This is a genomic window from Alphaproteobacteria bacterium (genome assembly GCA_039980135.1).
Taxonomy (GTDB): Bacteria; Pseudomonadota; Alphaproteobacteria; order UBA6615; family UBA6615; genus UBA8079.
The window spans coordinates 1-16646 of sequence record JBDXCV010000005.1; the positions used below are offsets into that span (position 1 = coordinate 1).

At 61.0% G+C, this 16646-nt stretch carries 17 protein-coding genes; 6 read left to right on the forward strand and 11 right to left on the reverse strand.

Features of this window, described 5'->3' with window-relative positions; genetic code table 11:
* Nucleotides 1-373: 373 nt before the first annotated feature.
* The 3 genes from ABJ363_08030 to ABJ363_08040 are packed head-to-tail and all read right to left on the reverse strand — an operon-like array spanning nt 374 to nt 3647.
* A complete protein-coding gene (locus tag ABJ363_08030) occupies nt 374-1348 on the reverse strand; it encodes an MBL fold metallo-hydrolase (GenBank protein ID MEP4378930.1) in 975 nt (324 codons plus the stop codon).
* A gap of 14 nt (nt 1349-1362) precedes the next feature.
* Nucleotides 1363-2343 (reverse strand): fumarylacetoacetate hydrolase family protein, encoded by a 981-nt coding sequence (locus ABJ363_08035; protein MEP4378931.1) that lies wholly within the window; start codon nt 2341-2343, stop codon nt 1363-1365.
* Nucleotides 2344-2384: 41 nt separating this feature from the next.
* Nucleotides 2385-3647: an amidohydrolase family protein gene (locus ABJ363_08040; protein MEP4378932.1), complete on the reverse strand. Its 1263-nt coding sequence runs from the start codon at nt 3645-3647 to the stop codon at nt 2385-2387.
* A 99-nt stretch (nt 3648-3746) separates the two neighbouring features.
* Here ABJ363_08040 and ABJ363_08045 point away from each other — a divergent pair, with 99 nt between their 5' ends.
* The 4 genes from ABJ363_08045 to ABJ363_08060 all read left to right on the forward strand — a co-directional run bounded on the left by ABJ363_08045 (nt 3747) and on the right by ABJ363_08060 (nt 7775).
* A complete protein-coding gene (locus ABJ363_08045) occupies nt 3747-4667 on the forward strand; it encodes a dihydrodipicolinate synthase family protein (GenBank protein ID MEP4378933.1) in 921 nt (306 codons plus the stop codon).
* A gap of 51 nt (nt 4668-4718) precedes the next feature.
* Entirely contained in the window at nt 4719-5573 is an 855-nt protein-coding gene (locus ABJ363_08050) for a GNAT family N-acetyltransferase (GenBank protein ID MEP4378934.1), read from the forward strand.
* Between the two features lie 125 nt (nt 5574-5698).
* Complete coding sequence (locus ABJ363_08055; GenBank protein MEP4378935.1) at nt 5699-6634, forward strand: 3-keto-5-aminohexanoate cleavage protein; 936 nt, start codon at nt 5699-5701, stop codon at nt 6632-6634.
* Between the two features lie 112 nt (nt 6635-6746).
* The gene (locus ABJ363_08060) at nt 6747-7775 is read left to right on the forward strand and encodes an SMP-30/gluconolactonase/LRE family protein (protein ID MEP4378936.1); all 1029 of its coding nucleotides are present in this window, start codon (nt 6747-6749) and stop codon (nt 7773-7775) included.
* A gap of 192 nt (nt 7776-7967) precedes the next feature.
* On the opposite strand, the gene ABJ363_08065 is transcribed toward ABJ363_08060, so the two are convergent.
* From ABJ363_08065 to ABJ363_08100, 8 genes are all read right to left on the reverse strand, one after another.
* Nucleotides 7968-8564, reverse strand: a complete 597-nt coding sequence (locus tag ABJ363_08065) for a nitroreductase (protein ID MEP4378937.1) — start codon at nt 8562-8564, stop codon at nt 7968-7970.
* Nucleotides 8565-8625: 61 nt separating this feature from the next.
* Complete coding sequence (locus tag ABJ363_08070; protein MEP4378938.1) at nt 8626-9339, reverse strand: trypsin-like serine protease; 714 nt, start codon at nt 9337-9339, stop codon at nt 8626-8628.
* A 71-nt stretch (nt 9340-9410) separates the two neighbouring features.
* Nucleotides 9411-10205 carry a fumarylacetoacetate hydrolase family protein gene (locus tag ABJ363_08075; protein ID MEP4378939.1) on the reverse strand — a complete coding sequence of 265 codons (795 nt, stop codon included), beginning with the start codon at nt 10203-10205 and terminating at the stop codon, nt 9411-9413.
* A 13-nt stretch (nt 10206-10218) separates the two neighbouring features.
* Nucleotides 10219-11148: a glyoxylate/hydroxypyruvate reductase A gene (locus tag ABJ363_08080; GenBank protein ID MEP4378940.1), complete on the reverse strand. Its 930-nt coding sequence runs from the start codon at nt 11146-11148 to the stop codon at nt 10219-10221.
* Between the two features lie 13 nt (nt 11149-11161).
* Nucleotides 11162-12034, reverse strand: a complete 873-nt coding sequence (locus tag ABJ363_08085; GenBank protein ID MEP4378941.1) for a polysaccharide deacetylase family protein — start codon at nt 12032-12034, stop codon at nt 11162-11164.
* 82 nt (nt 12035-12116) lie between these two features.
* Nucleotides 12117-13454 (reverse strand): TRAP transporter large permease, encoded by a 1338-nt coding sequence (locus ABJ363_08090; protein ID MEP4378942.1) that lies wholly within the window; start codon nt 13452-13454, stop codon nt 12117-12119.
* A gap of 30 nt (nt 13455-13484) precedes the next feature.
* The gene (locus tag ABJ363_08095) at nt 13485-14030 is read right to left on the reverse strand and encodes a TRAP transporter small permease (protein ID MEP4378943.1); all 546 of its coding nucleotides are present in this window, start codon (nt 14028-14030) and stop codon (nt 13485-13487) included.
* 24 nt (nt 14031-14054) lie between these two features.
* Complete coding sequence (locus ABJ363_08100; protein MEP4378944.1) at nt 14055-15152, reverse strand: C4-dicarboxylate TRAP transporter substrate-binding protein; 1098 nt, start codon at nt 15150-15152, stop codon at nt 14055-14057.
* 203 nt (nt 15153-15355) lie between these two features.
* Between ABJ363_08100 and ABJ363_08105 the strand changes: the two genes are divergently transcribed.
* Entirely contained in the window at nt 15356-16075 is a 720-nt protein-coding gene (locus tag ABJ363_08105) for a GntR family transcriptional regulator (GenBank protein ID MEP4378945.1), read from the forward strand.
* 88 nt (nt 16076-16163) lie between these two features.
* Nucleotides 16164-16646 (forward strand): cytochrome c, encoded by a 483-nt coding sequence (locus ABJ363_08110; protein ID MEP4378946.1) that lies wholly within the window; start codon nt 16164-16166, stop codon nt 16644-16646.

Below are 16646 nucleotides of genomic sequence, written 5' to 3' on the forward strand. Positions count from 1 at the left end.
GTCGTTGCCCGATCCGCCGGAGATCGTATCCTCGCCGCGACCGCCCTTCAGTTTGTCGTCGCCGCCGCCCCCGGAAATCGTGTCGTCGCCGTCGCGACCGTCAATATGGTCGCGGCCGCTCGTGCCAACAAGATTGTCGTCTCCGCGTTTGCCGCGTCGTCGTGCCATTCAAGCCCCACTTGTACACCGAGATCGGGGCGCCGAACGCACCCCGAAAAATGACGAAAACGCACACAGCGTCGCCGATTCAAACCCACACGATAGTAGTGGTCAGGCCGCAAACCTTACAACCAAGAACATGTAAAATGGTTAACGTCTGAACCCCGACTTTCCGGGGTTTGTGACCGAAAACAGACAAGCGTTCACATGGCGATTAACCAGCCGCGAGTCGGGGCAGAATGACCTCTTTGTGGAAACGCGCCATCTCCTCGAATACCGGCATCACCTCGGGCTTACTCCCGTCGTCCCGAAACTCCCGATAGAGCGCATAGACGTTGCCGATGAATCGCTCCGCATCGCCCCAGGTGTCGTAGTCAGCCAACGAGATTTCACATGCCGCATCCCATTCCGACAGGCCCGCATCGAAACATTTACGCGTCTCGGTCTCGATATAGTCGAGATAGCCCTTGAAGACCCGGACATGCGCCTGGTCCGTAACCGGCCCATGGCCCGGCACTACCACATCCGCGTCGAGCGACAGGATGATGTCGCAGGCCTTCTGCCAGTTCGAAATCGGGCCGTCCCAGATCACCGGGTGGCCGCCATTGAAAATGATGTCGCCGGTGAAGATCAGCCGGTCGCCGGGCAGATGGGTCAGGATGTCCCCACGCGTGTGCGCCGGCCCGACATTGTACAGTTCGATCTCCCGATCACCACATTTCAGGCTCATGCGATCGTCGAATGTGGTCGTTGGGGGCGTCAGTTCGATCCCGGAGAAGTCGAACGGCGCGAAACAATGCTCCAGGAATTCTCCGAGAACGCCCAGGTTTTTGGCGTCGGCCATCATTTCCTCGAGCCTGCTTGGCGGGAAGTGATCGAACTCCTCGGCACAGCCCGTCGAAGCGATGATCTCCGCGTCGCTGACCAGCTGATTGCCCCAGACATGGTCGGCATTGGCGTGGGTGTTGATCAGCCGACCGATATCCTTCGCGGCCGGTACCGCGTCGCGCATCGTCCCCAGCATGTCCCGGGTCAGCGGCAGATCGAACAGGGTGTCGATCAGTACCGTCTCCTCACCATCAACAATCAGGCCCGCATTCGACCAGCCCCAACCGCCATCCGGCAACAGATAGGCGTAGAGCCCGTTACCGACCTCGTGCAGACCCTTGGTGTATTGCCATTTCGCCATTGAAATGTTTCCCCCTAGGCCTGTTTGACGATCTTGTTCTTCAGGACGCCGATCCCCGTGACCTCGAGTTCAACCACGTCGCCGTCGGCGAGATACTTGTCATGCTCCAGCCCGCAGCCCCAGCCGACGGTACCGGACGCGAAAAACTCACCCGGATACACCGTCTCAGCGCGCGACGTGTGCGCGATGCAATCTTCGAACTTGTGGTACATCTCGCCCGAATTGCCGCGCGAGCGCTCCTCGCCGTTGATTCGGACGATCATCTCGGCATCGCCGGGATCGAACGCGTCCGCGGTCACGATGCAGGGGCCGATGATGTTGCCGGTGTCGAAATCCTTGCCCTTCCCCGGCCCGAAACCGGCAGGCATCTCATAGGCCTGGGTGTCGCGCGCGGAGATATCGTTGAAAATCGAATAACCGAAAATCATGTCCGTGGCGGCCTTCGGATCGATATCCTTTCCGCCCTTGCCGAGCCAGCAGCCGAATTCCATCTCGTAATCGAGCAATTCGGAGAAGAACGGCCAGATGACGTCGGTCCCGGTGCCGATCACACCCAGACGGCTCGGCTTGTAGAAAAGCGGCTGGTCATACCAGATCTGCGGAATGGCAAATGTGCCTTCGGCCTCGAACCGCTTGAGCGCCTCCTCCGGGTCGGGTTCAGCCTGGGCCTTTTTCTTACGTAACATATCAAAGGAATTCAATAAGTGTCTCTCAAAACACAGGAAATCGCGTATTTGTGGCGGCTGCGGGACGGGCGTCAGAAGCCCAACATCCGCGAGCGGAAATACCACCCCGCCACCCGTGTCATCACCCGATGCGGCAACGATCTCGCGCGCCCGCGCGACCGCCTGGTCGCCGGCCTCGATCAATGCCAGCATGGTCTGGAAATAGGGCTGATTGTCTGACGCCGCGAGATCAACAACCTGCGTCTCGTCTTCGCTCAGCGCACCAACACGCGGCGCGCCACCCGCCACGGTAAAAGTCACAAGTTTCATTTTCTCTTCCCCCTGGCCGATGATCCCGGCCGGACTGCTTGTTATTCGGCAGCGACGCGCTGCCCGGTTTGGTTGCCCGCCGGCGCCTTGTGGAAGATGCCGTCTTTCATGATTGCGAGGAAACGCGTCGGATCCTGCAGGATCGAGATATCCGCGACCGGATCGCCATCGACCAGCACCAGATCAGCGAAAGCGCCGTCCGCAATCAGACCCAGCCGGCCCGGCTCCCCCATGAGCTCGCCCCCGGCCTGCGTCGCCGCCTGGATGGCCTCCAGCGGCGTGAAACCGAACAATTCGACGAACATCTGCAGGTCCCGGGCGTTGCGGCCGTGGGGATTCCACTTGAAGCCATAATCGCCGCCCGGCAGAATCCGGATGCCCCGCTTGCGCAGGTCCGCCATCGTCGCGCTGACGGTCTCGATTTCCTTCTCCGCCCGCGCCCGTGTGAAATCATCCGTGGCGACGCCGTATTTTTCGCCTTCCGTAATGCGCCCGTACGGCAGACCCATGGCCGGTGCCACGAATACGCGCTCGCGCTCGGCTTCGAGCATGTCTTTCGCTTCGTCGTCGGCCAGGGTCGCGTGATAGACCACCTGCACGCCATTGCGCACACACATCTTCACCGCTTCCGCCGACCGTGCATGGGCCGCGACCATGCGGCCCCGCTGCCTTGCCACAGCGCAGACCGCCGCGACCTCGTCGTCCGACATCGCCGTGTCTTCAGCCAGCGGATCCGGACCAGAGCCCTGGGCCGACGGGACGATCTTGAATGTGTCCACGCCGGCGCGTGCCGCCGTCCGGCAGGCCGCGCGAAACGCCTCCGGGCCGTCGAGGACAAGCGAGGCGATACCATCGCGACCCAGATCCCCGAACCCCCCGGTGACGGTCATCTGCCGGGTGGCGGCCTTGAGCCGCGGGCCCGGAATATCGCCGGCGTTGATCGCGTCACGCAGCGCGACTTCCAGATTGTCGCGGGCCGAACTGCCGCTGAACATGCTGGTGAAGCCGTGATCCAGCATCTTGCGCGCGTTCTTCGCCGTCTCGAGGATATGCCGCTCGGCGGTCAAGTCGTTGATTTCGCCGAGCGTAGCCGCATCCAGGAAGCTCAGATGGGCGTGGGCGTCGATCAGACCGGGCATCAGGGTGGCACCGCCGCCGTCCACGATATCGGCCGCACCTGCCGTGGGGGCTCCATCCCGCGTTACCGCCGAGATTTGCCCTCCCTTGACCAGAACGCTTCCGTTGAAAGGTTCGGCACCGGTGCCGTCGATAATGGAGACATTGGTGAAGAGTGTTTCGCCCATTGCATGTTCCCCTGCCCTTGTAGCCATTCACATTGAACGTCCCGGCCCGAGACACTGTCAACCATGGGCATTTGCGATCGGGCTTGGTATCAAGAACCCATGAGCATCACACACACATATAGTGGCGTCTGGCCCGTTGCGCCCACGCCGTTCACCGAAACCGGCGCGATCGACCCCGAGGGCATGAAACGGGTCCTCGATTGCATGATCGACCAGGGCGTCGACGGCATTTGTATACTGGCCAACTTCTCCGAGCAGTTCTTGCTATCGGACGACGAGCGCGATCAACTCACCCGCCTCTCACTCGAACATGTGGCGGGCCGGATCCCCATCATCGTGACCGCAAGCCATTTCGCCACCGATATCGTCGTTGCACGCGCGCGTCAGGCAGCAGAGCTCGGCGCGGCCATGATCATGCTGATGCCGCCCTATCACGGCGCGCTGCTGCGCGGCACACCCGACCAGATCGTCGGACAGTTCGCCGCCGCTGGCGAAGCCGGGCTGCCCATCATGGTGCAGGACGCGCCCTTGTCTGGAACGGACCTGCCGGTGGATTTGCTGGTCCGGATGGCCCGCGAAATCGAGGCCGTCAAATGCTTCAAGATCGAATGCGCCCAGGCCGCCAACAAACTGCGCGTCCTGATCGCCGCAGGCGGCGATGCCATCGAAGGCCCTTTCGACGGCGAGGAAGGCATCACACTGCTGGCCGATCTCGATGCGGGTGCGACCGGCTGCATGACGTCGGCCATGATCCCCGATCTCGTCCGACCGGCGATCGCAGCACATCTGGACGGCGACCGGGATACCGCGAAAACCATCTATGAACGGGTGTTACCGACGATCAATCACGAAAACCGGCTGTGCGGCTTCCGTGCGGCGAAGGCCGTGATGAAGGCCGGTGGTGTTATCAAGTCGGATTTCTGCCGCCACCCGATCGCGCCGCTCGCACCCGAAGTGCGCAAGACGCTGCTCGACCTGGCGGCCGCGCTCGATCCTGTCGCCTTGCGATGGGGACAATGACAGCGCACCTCCGGCGCGTACAATCCTGTTACGAAACTGGCTGAAGTGACCATGGAAAACGAAATTGAGATATTCCGCGCCGAGCGCGAAGACCTCGACGTCATGATCGAGTGGGCCGCGCGCGAAGGCTGGAACCCGGGCCTGAGCGACGCCGAGTGCTTTTGGGCCGCAGACCCCGAGGGGTTCTGGGTTGCCCGGCTGCAGGGCGAAATGGTCGCCTGCATGTCCGTGGTCAGATACGAGCGAGGCTTCGCGTTTCTCGGCTTTTATATCGTGCATCCCGATTACCGTGGCCGGGGAATCGGGCTCGCTCTGTGGCGGTTTGTCACGGACAAGATCGATCGACGCGTGGTGATCGGGCTCGATGCCGTCGTTGAAGAGGAAATGACCTATCGGAAAGCCGGGTTCTTCAGAACCCATCGCAGCATTCGATTTGGCGGCAATCCGGACTTCTCATCGATCACCGACAGCAGCGATGATCTCGTGGAGATCGACGCCGAACACATCTCGGCGGTCAAGACCTACGACAGGGAGTTCTTCCCGTCATCGCGCGAGCGTTTCCTGGACGCTTGGCTCTCGGCCGCCGGGCATCTGGGTATTGCAGCCGTCGATAACGGCGACATCAGCGGCTATGGCGTTATCCGACCGTGTCGCGAGGGTCACAAGATAGGACCGCTCTTCGCCGACGACACGGAAACAGCCGAACGGCTGGTCCGCAGCCTCGTCACGAAATCCGGTGCTGACCAGATCTATCTGGACCCGCCGTTTGCCAATGATGACGCGCTCGAATTGTGCGAACGGCTGGGCATGGAGCGCGTGTTCGAAACGGTGCGCATGTATCGGGGCCTCGCGCCGCAAATGCGGTTCCCGGGGATGTTTGGAATCACGAGTTTCGAACTGGGTTGAGGCGCGTCCAAATCTGGACTTGGCAGGGCCGCGATTGTAGGCTCGATGCCAACGATAAAAACGTCTTGGTGGCCGGTGTCCGGCCAACAGAAACTAAACTAACTTTGACCTCAGGGGGAATATCCATGGCGAAACAATCCAAAGTCATTATTTCATGCGCGATTACCGGCGCGATCCACACGCCGACCATGTCGGACCATCTGCCGATCACACCGGATGAGATCGCCCAGTCCTCTATCGAAGCGGCCGAGGCCGGGGCTTCGATTATCCATCTTCACGCCCGTGACCCGGAGAACGGCAAACCGACGCCGGATCCCGACGTGTTCATGGAGTTCCTGCCGCGCATCAAGCAGAACACCGACGCGGTTGTGAACATCACGACCGGTGGCGGCCTGGGCATGACTGTCGACGAGCGCATCGCCGCAGCCGTGCGTGCCGAGCCGGAAGTCACCTCCTTCAACATGGGTTCGATGAACTTCGGTATCTTTGGTCTGGCGGGTCGCTACGACAAATGGAAGTACGACTGGGAGAAGCCCTATCTGGAGATGACCGACGATTTCATCTTCACCAATACCTTCAAGCAGATGGAATACATCATCACCGAGCTGCACGATAAGCGCGGGGTGAAGTTCGAGCATGAGTGCTACGACATCAGTCATCTCTACAACACGGCCTACTGGTACAACCAGGGCCGCCTCAAGGGCCCGATCTTCCTGCAGTTCATCTTCGGGATCATGGGCGGCATCGGTGCCGAACTCGCACATCTGGTGCACATGAAGGAGACCGCCGACAAGCTGTTCGGTGACGACTATGTCTTCTCCGTACTGGGCGCAGGTCGCCACCAGATGAACTTCGTCACTCAGTCCGCCCTCCTCGGCGGCAGCGTGCGGGTCGGTCTGGAAGACTCGCTCTACATCGGCAAGGGCAAGCTCGCCGAATCCAACGCCCAGCAGGTCGCGAAGATCCGCCGGATCGTCGAAGACCTGTCGCTGGAAGTCGCGACACCTGACGAAGCCCGCGAGATCCTCGATCTCAAGGGCGGCGATATGGTGAAGTTCTAGGTTCACGCCGGAACGTCACCGAAACCGGATCATAAAAACCAAAGTGCCACGCGGGCCCGTTCCGCGTGGCACATCCGGTCACACACCCCGGAGGTTCCGGGAGGAGAAAACCATGGCCAACAATCCGATTGACGGGTTCACCGTCACCAAAGATGACTTCAAGTTCATCGGCGAAGGGCTGCAGCGGCCCGAATGCATTCTGGCCGAGAAAAACGGCGACCTTTGGTCCGCGGACGCCCGTGGCGGCGTCGTGCGCATCAAGCCCGATGGCAGTCAGGAGATCATCACCCAGTCCCATGACGCCGAAGCGTTCGAATCGACTGACGACGAAGCCTCGAAGTTCGTCGACGGTACCCTGCCCAACGGCCTGGCCTTCGCCAGCAACGGCGATATCCTGATCTCGAATTTCGGTACCGATTGCCTCGAGCGGATGACCCGTACCGGCGAGACCGAGGTCATGTTCGACACGGTCGACGGTGAGGAGATCGGCAAGGTCAACTTTGTGGCGCGTGACAGTAAGAACCGCATCTGGATCACCGTCTCGACCATGCTCCACGACTGGCCCAAGGCGATCAGCCCGGACATCGTCGACGGCCGGATCCTGCTCTATGAAGAGGGCAAGGGCGTACGGATCGTTACCGATGACGTGCATTTCTCCAACGAGTGCAAGCTCGATGAAAACGAGGAATGGCTCTATGTCGTCCAGACCTGCGGCCGCAACATCGCGCGCTACCGGATCGCCGACGATGGCAGTCTCGGGCCAAAGGAAATCTACGGCCCGAGCGACCATGGCCGCCTGATCGACGGCATCGCCTTCGACGCCTTCGGCAATCTCTGGGGCACCCATGTGATGAATGACGGCATTTTCGCCATCAAGCCCGACGGTGATCTGCACATCATCTTCGACGATTCCAGTCCCGAAGAAGTCGCAAAGCTCGACGCGGCCTTCCAAAAGAGCGAAGTCACGGCAGACCTGCTGCTCGAATGCGGCGGCGACATCGCCAAATGGTGCGCCTCCGTCACGTTCGGTGGCCCGGACCTGAAGACAGTCTATGTCGGCAGCCTTCGCGCAACCAACATACCCTACTTCACCTCACCGGTGGCCGGCCTGCCGATGGTGCACTGGAGCGAGAGTTTCTAGGGGACATCCGGAATTCAGAAAGATGGCCGGGCTTGTCCCGGCCATTTGTTTTCCCGGCATCGGTGGTTCGGGTTGAAACGAGATGCCCGGATCAAGTCCGGGCATGACGACGTCGAGAGAGTTGCCCCAACTACACCCGTCATACGCGGACTTGATCCGCGTATCTCAGGCACGGTGATTGTGAGCCCGCTTCTACGACCAATCACTCGTAAAGTCGGCCGCGGCGGGGCGTTCCTTGGCCGGGGTCGGCTCGCTGATGCAGCCGATATAAACAAAACCCAGAAGCTCATCTTCGCCCGAGAGGTCGAACGCATTGCGCACCATCGGATCGTGCGCGTTGCGGCCCGTCAGGACGATCGCCCCATAGCCCATCGCCTGGGCGGCCAGCACAAGATGCTCCATCGCCGCCGCCGTGGCGACGATCTGCTCGATTACCGGCACCTTCGGCGCGCGCGACGGGTCGACCTTGGCACAAACCGCGACGATGGTCGGCGCACGCAGCGGGCGGCCCTTCTCCTTCTCAATCGCGGCAGTCGGCGCGAACGGCTCGCGCTCCAGCAGCGCGTCCGCGAACAACCCGCCGAGCTTGTGGCGCGCGTCTCCTTCGATGATGTGAAAACGCCAGGGCCGGACAAAACCGTGATCGGGCGCGCTCATCGCCGCCTCCAGCATGCGATCGATGTCGGCGCGCGCTGGTTCGCGTCCGTCGAACAGGCGCGGTGGGGTCGAGTTTCGGTTGATCAGTCCGTCCAGAACGGCGTTGGACTGCAATTGGTCGGCTTCAGCCATGAACGGGTGTCCCCAAATCGTGAAACAGTCACATAAGCGCGGCCGCGAGCGTTAACAAGCCTTATGGCGTCGGATTCATCCCATCTGCCACGGAATCGATGGGAATAGCGATGCCCAGACTGTCGCTACCGCGTCTCGGCGCCGTCGCCACATGGACACCGAGGACGACCAGTGCATCGCCCGACAGGCCCAGTATCGGCGAACCCGAATCGCCGCTGACCGCGTCGCAGCCATGAAACAACAGGCCACCATTATTCGGTTTGTCGTCGACCCGGCACCCCTCGTCGAGGGTCAGGATATGCGGCTTGTCCTTGCTGTAGCCAGCCTGAAGATACGTTCGCACAGGGGTTCCGGATAGTCCGAGAGTCAACGTCCCCGTAACTTCGTCGATCGGCTCGGCCAGGCGCAGGATAGCCCAGTCGTTGGGTCGAAAACGCGGGCCGTCATCGGGGTTCAGCAACGGATCCGCGAGCGTGTAATCCACCACCTTCCCGTGGGCGATGAAATCCCCACGGCGGTATCCCGCAAGAAAGTTGACCGCCTCGGGAACCAGCCAGCGCTTGGTGCGTTTATTCCAAAGACAATGGGCCGCCGTCAGCACGTCTCGCGGGCCGATTACCGTGCCGGTGCAGAAACCGCCGATCCGGGTGTTGACCCGGCCGATGGCGCTCCAGGGGTAGTCGCTGGAATCGACGATCTGCCGGTTATCCTCACCTTTTATCCCCGGCAGCAACCGCTTCTTGAGCGCCGCGAGGTCTTCGCTCTGGGCAGGCATGCCCAGACCCACAACCAGAAGCGTCGCCGCGAGCGCGAATGTGAGCAGCCGGATCAGGTTAAACCTACGCGTCAGTCTTCGACGGTGACATTGACGTCACCCACACCGGCGAATCGTGCCACGACGTCTTTCGCGTTTCCCAGCGGCTTGGGCGCGGCCGCCGCACCCGTGGTCATAAGGTCTCCGGCCTTGATCCCCACCCCGCGCGCGGCGAAATGGTTGACGATCCAGGTGAGCGACCAGCGCTCGTCGCACCGTGCCGGCAGCGGCATTCCCTCCGAGACGACTTCACCGTCGAACAGCAATTCGATCTCCAGCGTCTTGAGGTCGCGGGACTGCCAGTCCGCAATATCTGGCCCCGCCACGAACCCCATGGCCGCACCATTGTCGGCAGCCAGGTGCACCATCGGCTGGCCGAGGGGGTCGTTGAGGCGCGGCACCGCGAACTCGATTCCGAGGATCGCGCTGCCGACGGCGGCAATCACCTCGTCCTCGCTATAACCACCCTCACGAGCCGGAAGGTCCGCACCCATGCGGAAAGAAATCTCGGCTTCAATCAGGGCGCCCGTTCCAACGTCTGCGCGTTTCAGGCTGCCGCCGCTGGAGACCGTAAAGTCGCGGAACATGACCCCGGCCATGGGCCCGTCGGGTCCGGCTTTCTCGAGCATCGGCGGGTTGGTGAAGCCGGCCTTGTAACCCGCTGCATCCAGTCCCAGCCGGTCGAGCATCGCGATCTGCACCTGCACCGCCTCGGCGGCATTCGCCGGGCCGCAATCCGCCGGCAGCGCGTCAATCGTCGTTCGTGCCTTGAACGCACCCGCGAGAATATCGGCCGCCTGCGCCACCTGCGTGTCTGTCAGTGCCATTTCTGCCTCTCCCCTAGTAACCAGCCGACCGGTCCACGGCCCACAATTGCGGCTCACCCGCCTGATCTCGGCGGATCGCTTCCGCCACTTGCGGTCCCACGTCATCGGGACGCACCCTGCGCGCTGTATGAGGCATGATTGTGACCCCCTCATGTAACCAGAGCGGGCTGTCCACCGGCAAGGGTTCCGGCTTGGTCGTATCGAGGGTCGCACCGGCCAATTGTCCGCTGTCGAGAGCCGCAATCAGATCATCGTCGACGAGATGGGCGCCCCGCCCGAGATTGATGATCGCCGCCCCTTCGGGCATCTGGGCGAATGTTTCTGCATTCAGGATTCCCTCGGTCTCGGCTGTTAGCGGTAGCAGGCACACCAGGATGTCGGTACGGGCAAGAAAATCGGGCAACCACTCGGAACCGCAAAACATCTCGATGTCCGCGTCCTGCCGGTCACTTCGCACCCAGGCCGCCACATCGAATCCCAGGCCATGCAGCACCCGGGCAGGCGGTTCGGCCATCATCCCGAAGCCCATGAAACCGATCCGCTGTTCACGAGGCAGCTTCTGAGGAATAACACTCCACAACTTTTGCCGTTGCTGGCCCAGATGTTCGGGCATATGGCGGTGGTGTCGCAGCACGTGAAGCACCGCGTACTCCGTCATTGCCACATCCCCCTCCGGCGGCCCCACCCGAACCATCGGCACGGCTGGCATGTTGGGGTGGGCAAGGAGGTGATCGACCCCGGCGAACATCGGCATGGCGAGCCGCAGATTTGGCATTTCGGGCATGCTGGCAATGTCAAAACGACCGATCAGCACGTACAGAATATCCGCCGGGTCACCGACATCCGGCCAGAGGCGTATTTCCTGATCGGGAATTTCCTGCAAAATGGCGTCGCGCCACTGTTCAATTGTGCCTTGAACGGGCGGTGTAAGCAGCAATGCCATAAGAAACTTGCCTTTATGCGTGGGCTTCGCGGTACCAGTCCATGATCGTCTCGCCGGGCACGATAGCCACGTCGGAATGCCCCTGGATGTAATCCAGTATTTCCTCAAAATACTTTATCCGGTGCGGCGCACCGGTGAGATACATGTGCAGGCTGATCGACATGACGCGGGCCGAATGCTCGCTCTCCATGTAGAGGCGGTCGAACTGGTCTTTCGAACGCTTGAACATCTCGTCGGATGAATGCTGCTGCAAGGCCATCATGGAAATATCATTGGTCTCCACCGTATACGGCACCGACATCATCGGACCGTCACTGGTCTCGATCTCCACCGGCTGATCGTCGAGCACCCAGTCGGCGACATACTCGATGCCGGCGCGTTTCAGGCAGTCGATCGTCTGGAAGGTCTCGGTCATGCCCGGGCTTTCCCAGCCGCGCACCTTCTTGCCTGAGAATTTCTCTATCGCGGCACAAGCCCGGTCGATCTGCTCCTGCTGATCGTCATGCTTGTGCATCGGGCCCTGAAGATAACCGTGGCCCATGAACTCCCAGCCAAGCTCGAGCGCCGCCTCGGCCACGCGCGGATAGGTCTCACAGACCCGGCCGTTGACCGCCATGGTGGGGATGATGCCGCGGTCGCGCAGCGCGTCACGAATACGCCAGAAGCCGACGCGCATGCCGTATTCGTGCCACGCCCAGTTGGGCAGATCCGGGAGCAACGGCACACCCATTGGCGGCGGCAGCACCACACGCGGCATGGGCCGGGCGATATCCCAATCCTCGACATTGGCGATAATCCAGACGGCCATGCGCTTGCCGTCGGGCAGCTTCCATTCCGGCCGGTCGACGATGGCGGAATACGGCAGACGGTCCTTGAAAATCTTCATCACTTCCCCCGGTTGGATGGCCGTGATTATGGGCAATCAATCCGGGGAAAACCAGCGCGTGCCGGCACAAACGCCGGCACCGTCAGGTCGCGTAACCGATTTCCAGAAGAAACAGACTGAGCTGCGGGTAGGCGATGAGAACCAGCAGGACCAGGAACATCGTCACCGCAAACGGGAACGCCCCGGCGAAGATATCCGACAACGAGACCGTCGGGTCGTTGATCGCGCTTTTGATCACGAAACAGGATATCCCGAGCGGCGGGGTCAGCAGGCCGATCTCCGCACCAACCACGGTCACAATCCCGAACCAGACCAGGTCCACATTGAAACTTTCGAGCACCACCAGGAACAAGGGGACAACGATCAGAATGATTGACGCGGTTTCGATGATCGTCCCAAGCAGCACCATGAGCAGCACATAGATGAACATCAGTTGGCCGAGTGACAGATCGAAATCATTGAGCCATTCGCCGAACACGGTCGGCAGCGCGGCCACACCAAGCATCCGACTGTACATCGAGGCCGAAATAATCAGGAACAGAATGGTCGCGGTGATGTAACCGGTCTCGACCAGCACTTCCCACAGATCGCGCCAGCTTATGGCCCGCTTCAGCACCGCGATTATCAGCGCCGCGAGTGACCCGGCGGCACCCGCCTCGGTCGGTGTGAATACACCACCGTAGATGCCACCCAGGACGACCAACACAAGAATAATGACCGGGATGATCTTTCGAACCAGATCCATCCAGGTCTGATTGGCCCAGTCTTCCGCGGCGACATCCGCCGCCTCCTGGCCGCCGACAAAGCGCGGCACGAGATACGCCATGACCAGGATCAGGACACCGAACGCGATCGCCAGCAGGATGCCCGGAATGATGCCGGCGATAAACATGCGCCCGACCGACTGTTCGGTGACGATGGCGTAGATAATCAGCATCGCAGAGGGCGGGATCAGCATGCCCAGAACGGACGACCCCGCCACGACACCAACAGTAAAACGCGTCCGATAGCCAAACCGCCGCATCTCCGGCACCGCGACGCGGGTAAACACGGAAGCCGATGCAATGGACGAACCCGTAATCGAGGCGAAAATCGCGTTCGCGGCAACGGTTGCGATGCCGAGGCCACCGCGGACCCTGTAAAAGGCAAAGTTGGCGACCTCGTATACGTCCTTGCCGAGCCCCGCCTTGCTCACGATCAACCCCATCAGCGCAAACAGCGGCACGGACGCAAAGACCAGTTCCGAAATCGTTCCGTCGATCGATTCCGAGAGCAGCGCAACAGCGATATTCGGATTGTCGCGGATTACCCAGACGCCCAGAAACGACACCAGGCCCAACGCGACCGGGATGTAGAGTCCCAGATAGATCAGGGCAACAATCAGCCCGACCGAAATAATACCGACCTCAATACCACCCATATCCGGGTTTTCCCTTCCGGTGCGGCGCGGCTAGCGCGTGCCGCGCACGAGCGGCACGATGTGACGCACGGCAAACTTCAGAAACTGCAGCAACGTCACGGTGCAACCAAGCACGATGACGGCCTTGATCGGCCATTCGATAACCGTGAACAGCCCCTCTTCACCGACGAAATAGTTCAGCTGGTAGGCATCAATCAGTTCCGGGATCGCGCCATAGAGCACGATGGCCAGGAACAGGACGCCCAGGAGATCAAATACGGCCCCCAGCACATGTCCGAACTTCGGCACCTTGCGCTGCATCAGGCCATAAAAACCGTCGGAACGCGTCAGACGTCCATGGCGCGTCGCGTCACCAATCTGCATGAAGACGATACCGACAATCGACATTTCCACCAGTTCGTTCACGCCATGGATCGGATGGTTGAACAAAGTCCGGCTGAAGGCGTCGGTGTCGATCATCACCATGAGCACGAATATCCAAAGCGACCCGACCGTGTTCATCACGGTCAGGACGCGATCGAGAATATCTTTAGGGGCGCCACCTACCGGCGGCGCCCCTTCAGCTAGATCCGACATACTCGAACCCTTTTGGTCTGCGGCTTAGGAGCCGAGTTCCTTGTCCCACTGACGCAGGATCGGCTGCTTGGCCGCCCGCATCGTATCCATGTAGGACTTCATGACCGCGGTCCCCGGATTGCCTTCCTTGTTGCGCGCGGCAACCCAGTCAGCAGCGACATTGGGCATATCGTCCGCCCACTTCTGACGCTGATCCTGGCTCAGGACGGTGGTCGTGCCGCCGTTGGCCGTGAATGCCTTGTAGCTCGCAGCAGCGACCTCCAGGGCATCGGCACCCATCTTGTCACGGTAGCCGTGTGCGGCTTCCTGCATCGCGACCCGCACTTCTTCCGGATAGCTCTTCCAGGAATCCGCATTGACACTGATGACCTTGGAGTTGGCCGTGCCGAGATCCGCCTTCAACATATAGGGTGCCACTTCGTAGATCTTGCGACCGACAACCGCTTCCGGCCACAGCATGAACCCGTCGAGCACGCCGGTGCCGACCTTGTTGTGATAGGTCACGAGACTGCCCGCAACACCGACGGCACCGAAGCCCTCGAGCCAACGCAGGTTCAGACCCGCGCTGCCAAGCTTCAGACCTTTGAGGTCGGAAAGCTGTTTCACCGAATCCTTGGTGAAGATCTGGTAGGTGTCCAGAACGGCCAGGTTGGTCAGATAGACCTGATTGAACCTGGTGAAGGCCGCCTTGAACTCGGGATGCGTGTCGGCAAGACCGTCAACCGTCTTGGCGACGAGGCCCGGATCGTTGGACACGAACGGGGTCGCGTAGGCGACGAGCTGCAACGGCACCTTGTCAGCATGGAACACCGTGGTCACGACGCCAATGTCGCCGAGGCCTTTTTGCAGGCCGCCGAGCACACCGCGAACCTTCACGATCTGGCCCCAGGCCTGGTTCCACTCGATCTCGTAGTTGCCAGTTGCGGCGAGACGCTTGTCGATCTCGGGAATGTAATAGTCGATGAACTCTTTCACCCACAGTGACTTGGGCGAATATCCGTCGATCGCGGCGACCTTGATGGTCTCGGCGGCATTTGCCGCACCCGCATGAGCCATCGTCGCGACGACGGCACCGGCGCTGACGGCGCCGATTTTTTTAAGGAATGACTTGGATTTACGCATCATGTTCTCCCTGGGCCTTGCCCTGATTCAAGATTACTTTTCTTTATTTTGGGTACGCAGGTTGGTTGGTGGGATAGAACCGATTTTCGGTGTGTTGAGTCAATAATATTCGAATATTTTTCTTCCACTGAAATATGTTCGAATATACGCTCTCGCCGCTATCGATGGGGGTTCGCCTCGACGTTCCGGATTTCGGACAAATGATGCCCGTAAAAAAACATATCAAACGCGACAGCCGGGCCGGCGGCCCGACCATCGCCACATCGGTCTATGACCGGCTGCGGGCCGACATCATCATTGGCGCGCTCGAGCCCGGACACCGTCTCGGCACCGATCAACTGCGCGGGCGATACGGTGTGGGCATCAGCCCGGTCCGGGAGGCTCTTAACCGCCTGCTCGCCGAGAAGCTGGTTTGTTTCGAGGATCAGAAGGGTTTCCATGTCGCGGGCATCGGCGAGGAAGACCTGCATGACCTCATCCGCATGCGGTGCTGGGCCGAAGAGATCGCGTTGCGCGAATCCATGGCCAACACGACCCCGGAGTGGGAAGAGTCGATCCTGCTCGCCTATCATCGCCTGTCGCGCACCCCGCGGTCTGCCCAGTCCGAACAGTTCGAGTTCAATCCCGAGTGGGAAGTCCTGCACCGGGAGTTTCACACGGTGTTGCTGGCGAACTGCGGCTCGCCGCGACTGCTCGCCCATTGCGAACTTCTGGCCGACCAGTCCAAACGCTATCGCCAGCTCGCCGCGTCGATCAGCTACCCTGCCCGGTCCGAGGGCGACGAGCATAAATCCCTCATGGACAAAACGCTCTCCGGCGACGCGGACGTCGCCGTCGCGGCCCACCACGATCATCTGCGCAAGACCATGGAGATCATCATCGGGTCCGGCCTCTCGCTCCCGACCGGCAAGATTGCGGTCTGAATCGCAGGCACGGATGTGCCGCTGAAGTCGCCGGGGCGGCCCGAAACGGTCTTGACCTTCCGGCAACTGGAACCTGTACACCCGCGCCATGCGGGTAAGACAATCATTCCGAAATACGCGCGCCAGGCTGACGATATTCGCCGTTGTTCTTGCGCTGGGTGTCGCTGCCTACAGCGGGTTCAACGACAACCCGGGCGGTGACGTCACGCGTGAAAACCTATCAGATACGCAGGTGGTCGCACGGGGCCAGGAGATTTACACTGCGAACTGTGCGGCCTGCCACGGCACCAGGCTGGAAGGGCAACCGAACTGGCGGGTCCGGAACGCCAACGGCCGCTTGCCCGCACCGCCACATGACGCATCGGGGCACACGTGGCACCACGACGATCAGACCCTGTTCGATTTGACCAAATTCGGGCTATCCAAACTGATCGGCAGCCCCGTCGCGACCGACATGCCGGTCTATGAGGGCCGGCTCACGGACAAAGAAATCTGGGCGGTTCTCGCGTTCATCAAGTCGCAATGGCCGGACACCATCCGGCAACGGCAGTCTTCGCTCGCCCCCCGATAG

What these genes read in the sequence shown, in the direction of transcription:
- ABJ363_08030 (MEP4378930.1), bottom strand. Translation starts at nt 1,348, where the DNA reads ATGGCGAAATGGCAATACACCAAGGGTCTGCACGAGGTCGGTAACGGG.
- ABJ363_08035 (MEP4378931.1), bottom strand. Translation starts at nt 2,343, where the DNA reads ATGAAACTTGTGACTTTTACCGTGGCGGGTGGCGCGCCGCGTGTTGGT.
- ABJ363_08040 (MEP4378932.1), bottom strand. Translation starts at nt 3,647, where the DNA reads ATGGGCGAAACACTCTTCACCAATGTCTCCATTATCGACGGCACCGGT.
- ABJ363_08045 (MEP4378933.1), top strand. Translation starts at nt 3,747, where the DNA reads ATGAGCATCACACACACATATAGTGGCGTCTGGCCCGTTGCGCCCACG.
- ABJ363_08050 (MEP4378934.1), top strand. Translation starts at nt 4,719, where the DNA reads ATGGAAAACGAAATTGAGATATTCCGCGCCGAGCGCGAAGACCTCGAC.
- ABJ363_08055 (MEP4378935.1), top strand. Translation starts at nt 5,699, where the DNA reads ATGGCGAAACAATCCAAAGTCATTATTTCATGCGCGATTACCGGCGCG.
- ABJ363_08060 (MEP4378936.1), top strand. Translation starts at nt 6,747, where the DNA reads ATGGCCAACAATCCGATTGACGGGTTCACCGTCACCAAAGATGACTTC.
- ABJ363_08065 (MEP4378937.1), bottom strand. Translation starts at nt 8,564, where the DNA reads ATGGCTGAAGCCGACCAATTGCAGTCCAACGCCGTTCTGGACGGACTG.
- ABJ363_08070 (MEP4378938.1), bottom strand. Translation starts at nt 9,339, where the DNA reads ATGCCTGCCCAGAGCGAAGACCTCGCGGCGCTCAAGAAGCGGTTGCTG.
- ABJ363_08075 (MEP4378939.1), bottom strand. Translation starts at nt 10,205, where the DNA reads ATGGCACTGACAGACACGCAGGTGGCGCAGGCGGCCGATATTCTCGCG.
- ABJ363_08080 (MEP4378940.1), bottom strand. Translation starts at nt 11,148, where the DNA reads ATGGCATTGCTGCTTACACCGCCCGTTCAAGGCACAATTGAACAGTGG.
- ABJ363_08085 (MEP4378941.1), bottom strand. Translation starts at nt 12,034, where the DNA reads ATGAAGATTTTCAAGGACCGTCTGCCGTATTCCGCCATCGTCGACCGG.
- ABJ363_08090 (MEP4378942.1), bottom strand. Translation starts at nt 13,454, where the DNA reads ATGGGTGGTATTGAGGTCGGTATTATTTCGGTCGGGCTGATTGTTGCC.
- ABJ363_08095 (MEP4378943.1), bottom strand. Translation starts at nt 14,030, where the DNA reads ATGTCGGATCTAGCTGAAGGGGCGCCGCCGGTAGGTGGCGCCCCTAAA.
- ABJ363_08100 (MEP4378944.1), bottom strand. Translation starts at nt 15,152, where the DNA reads ATGCGTAAATCCAAGTCATTCCTTAAAAAAATCGGCGCCGTCAGCGCC.
- ABJ363_08105 (MEP4378945.1), top strand. Translation starts at nt 15,356, where the DNA reads ATGCCCGTAAAAAAACATATCAAACGCGACAGCCGGGCCGGCGGCCCG.
- ABJ363_08110 (MEP4378946.1), top strand. Translation starts at nt 16,164, where the DNA reads ATGCGGGTAAGACAATCATTCCGAAATACGCGCGCCAGGCTGACGATA.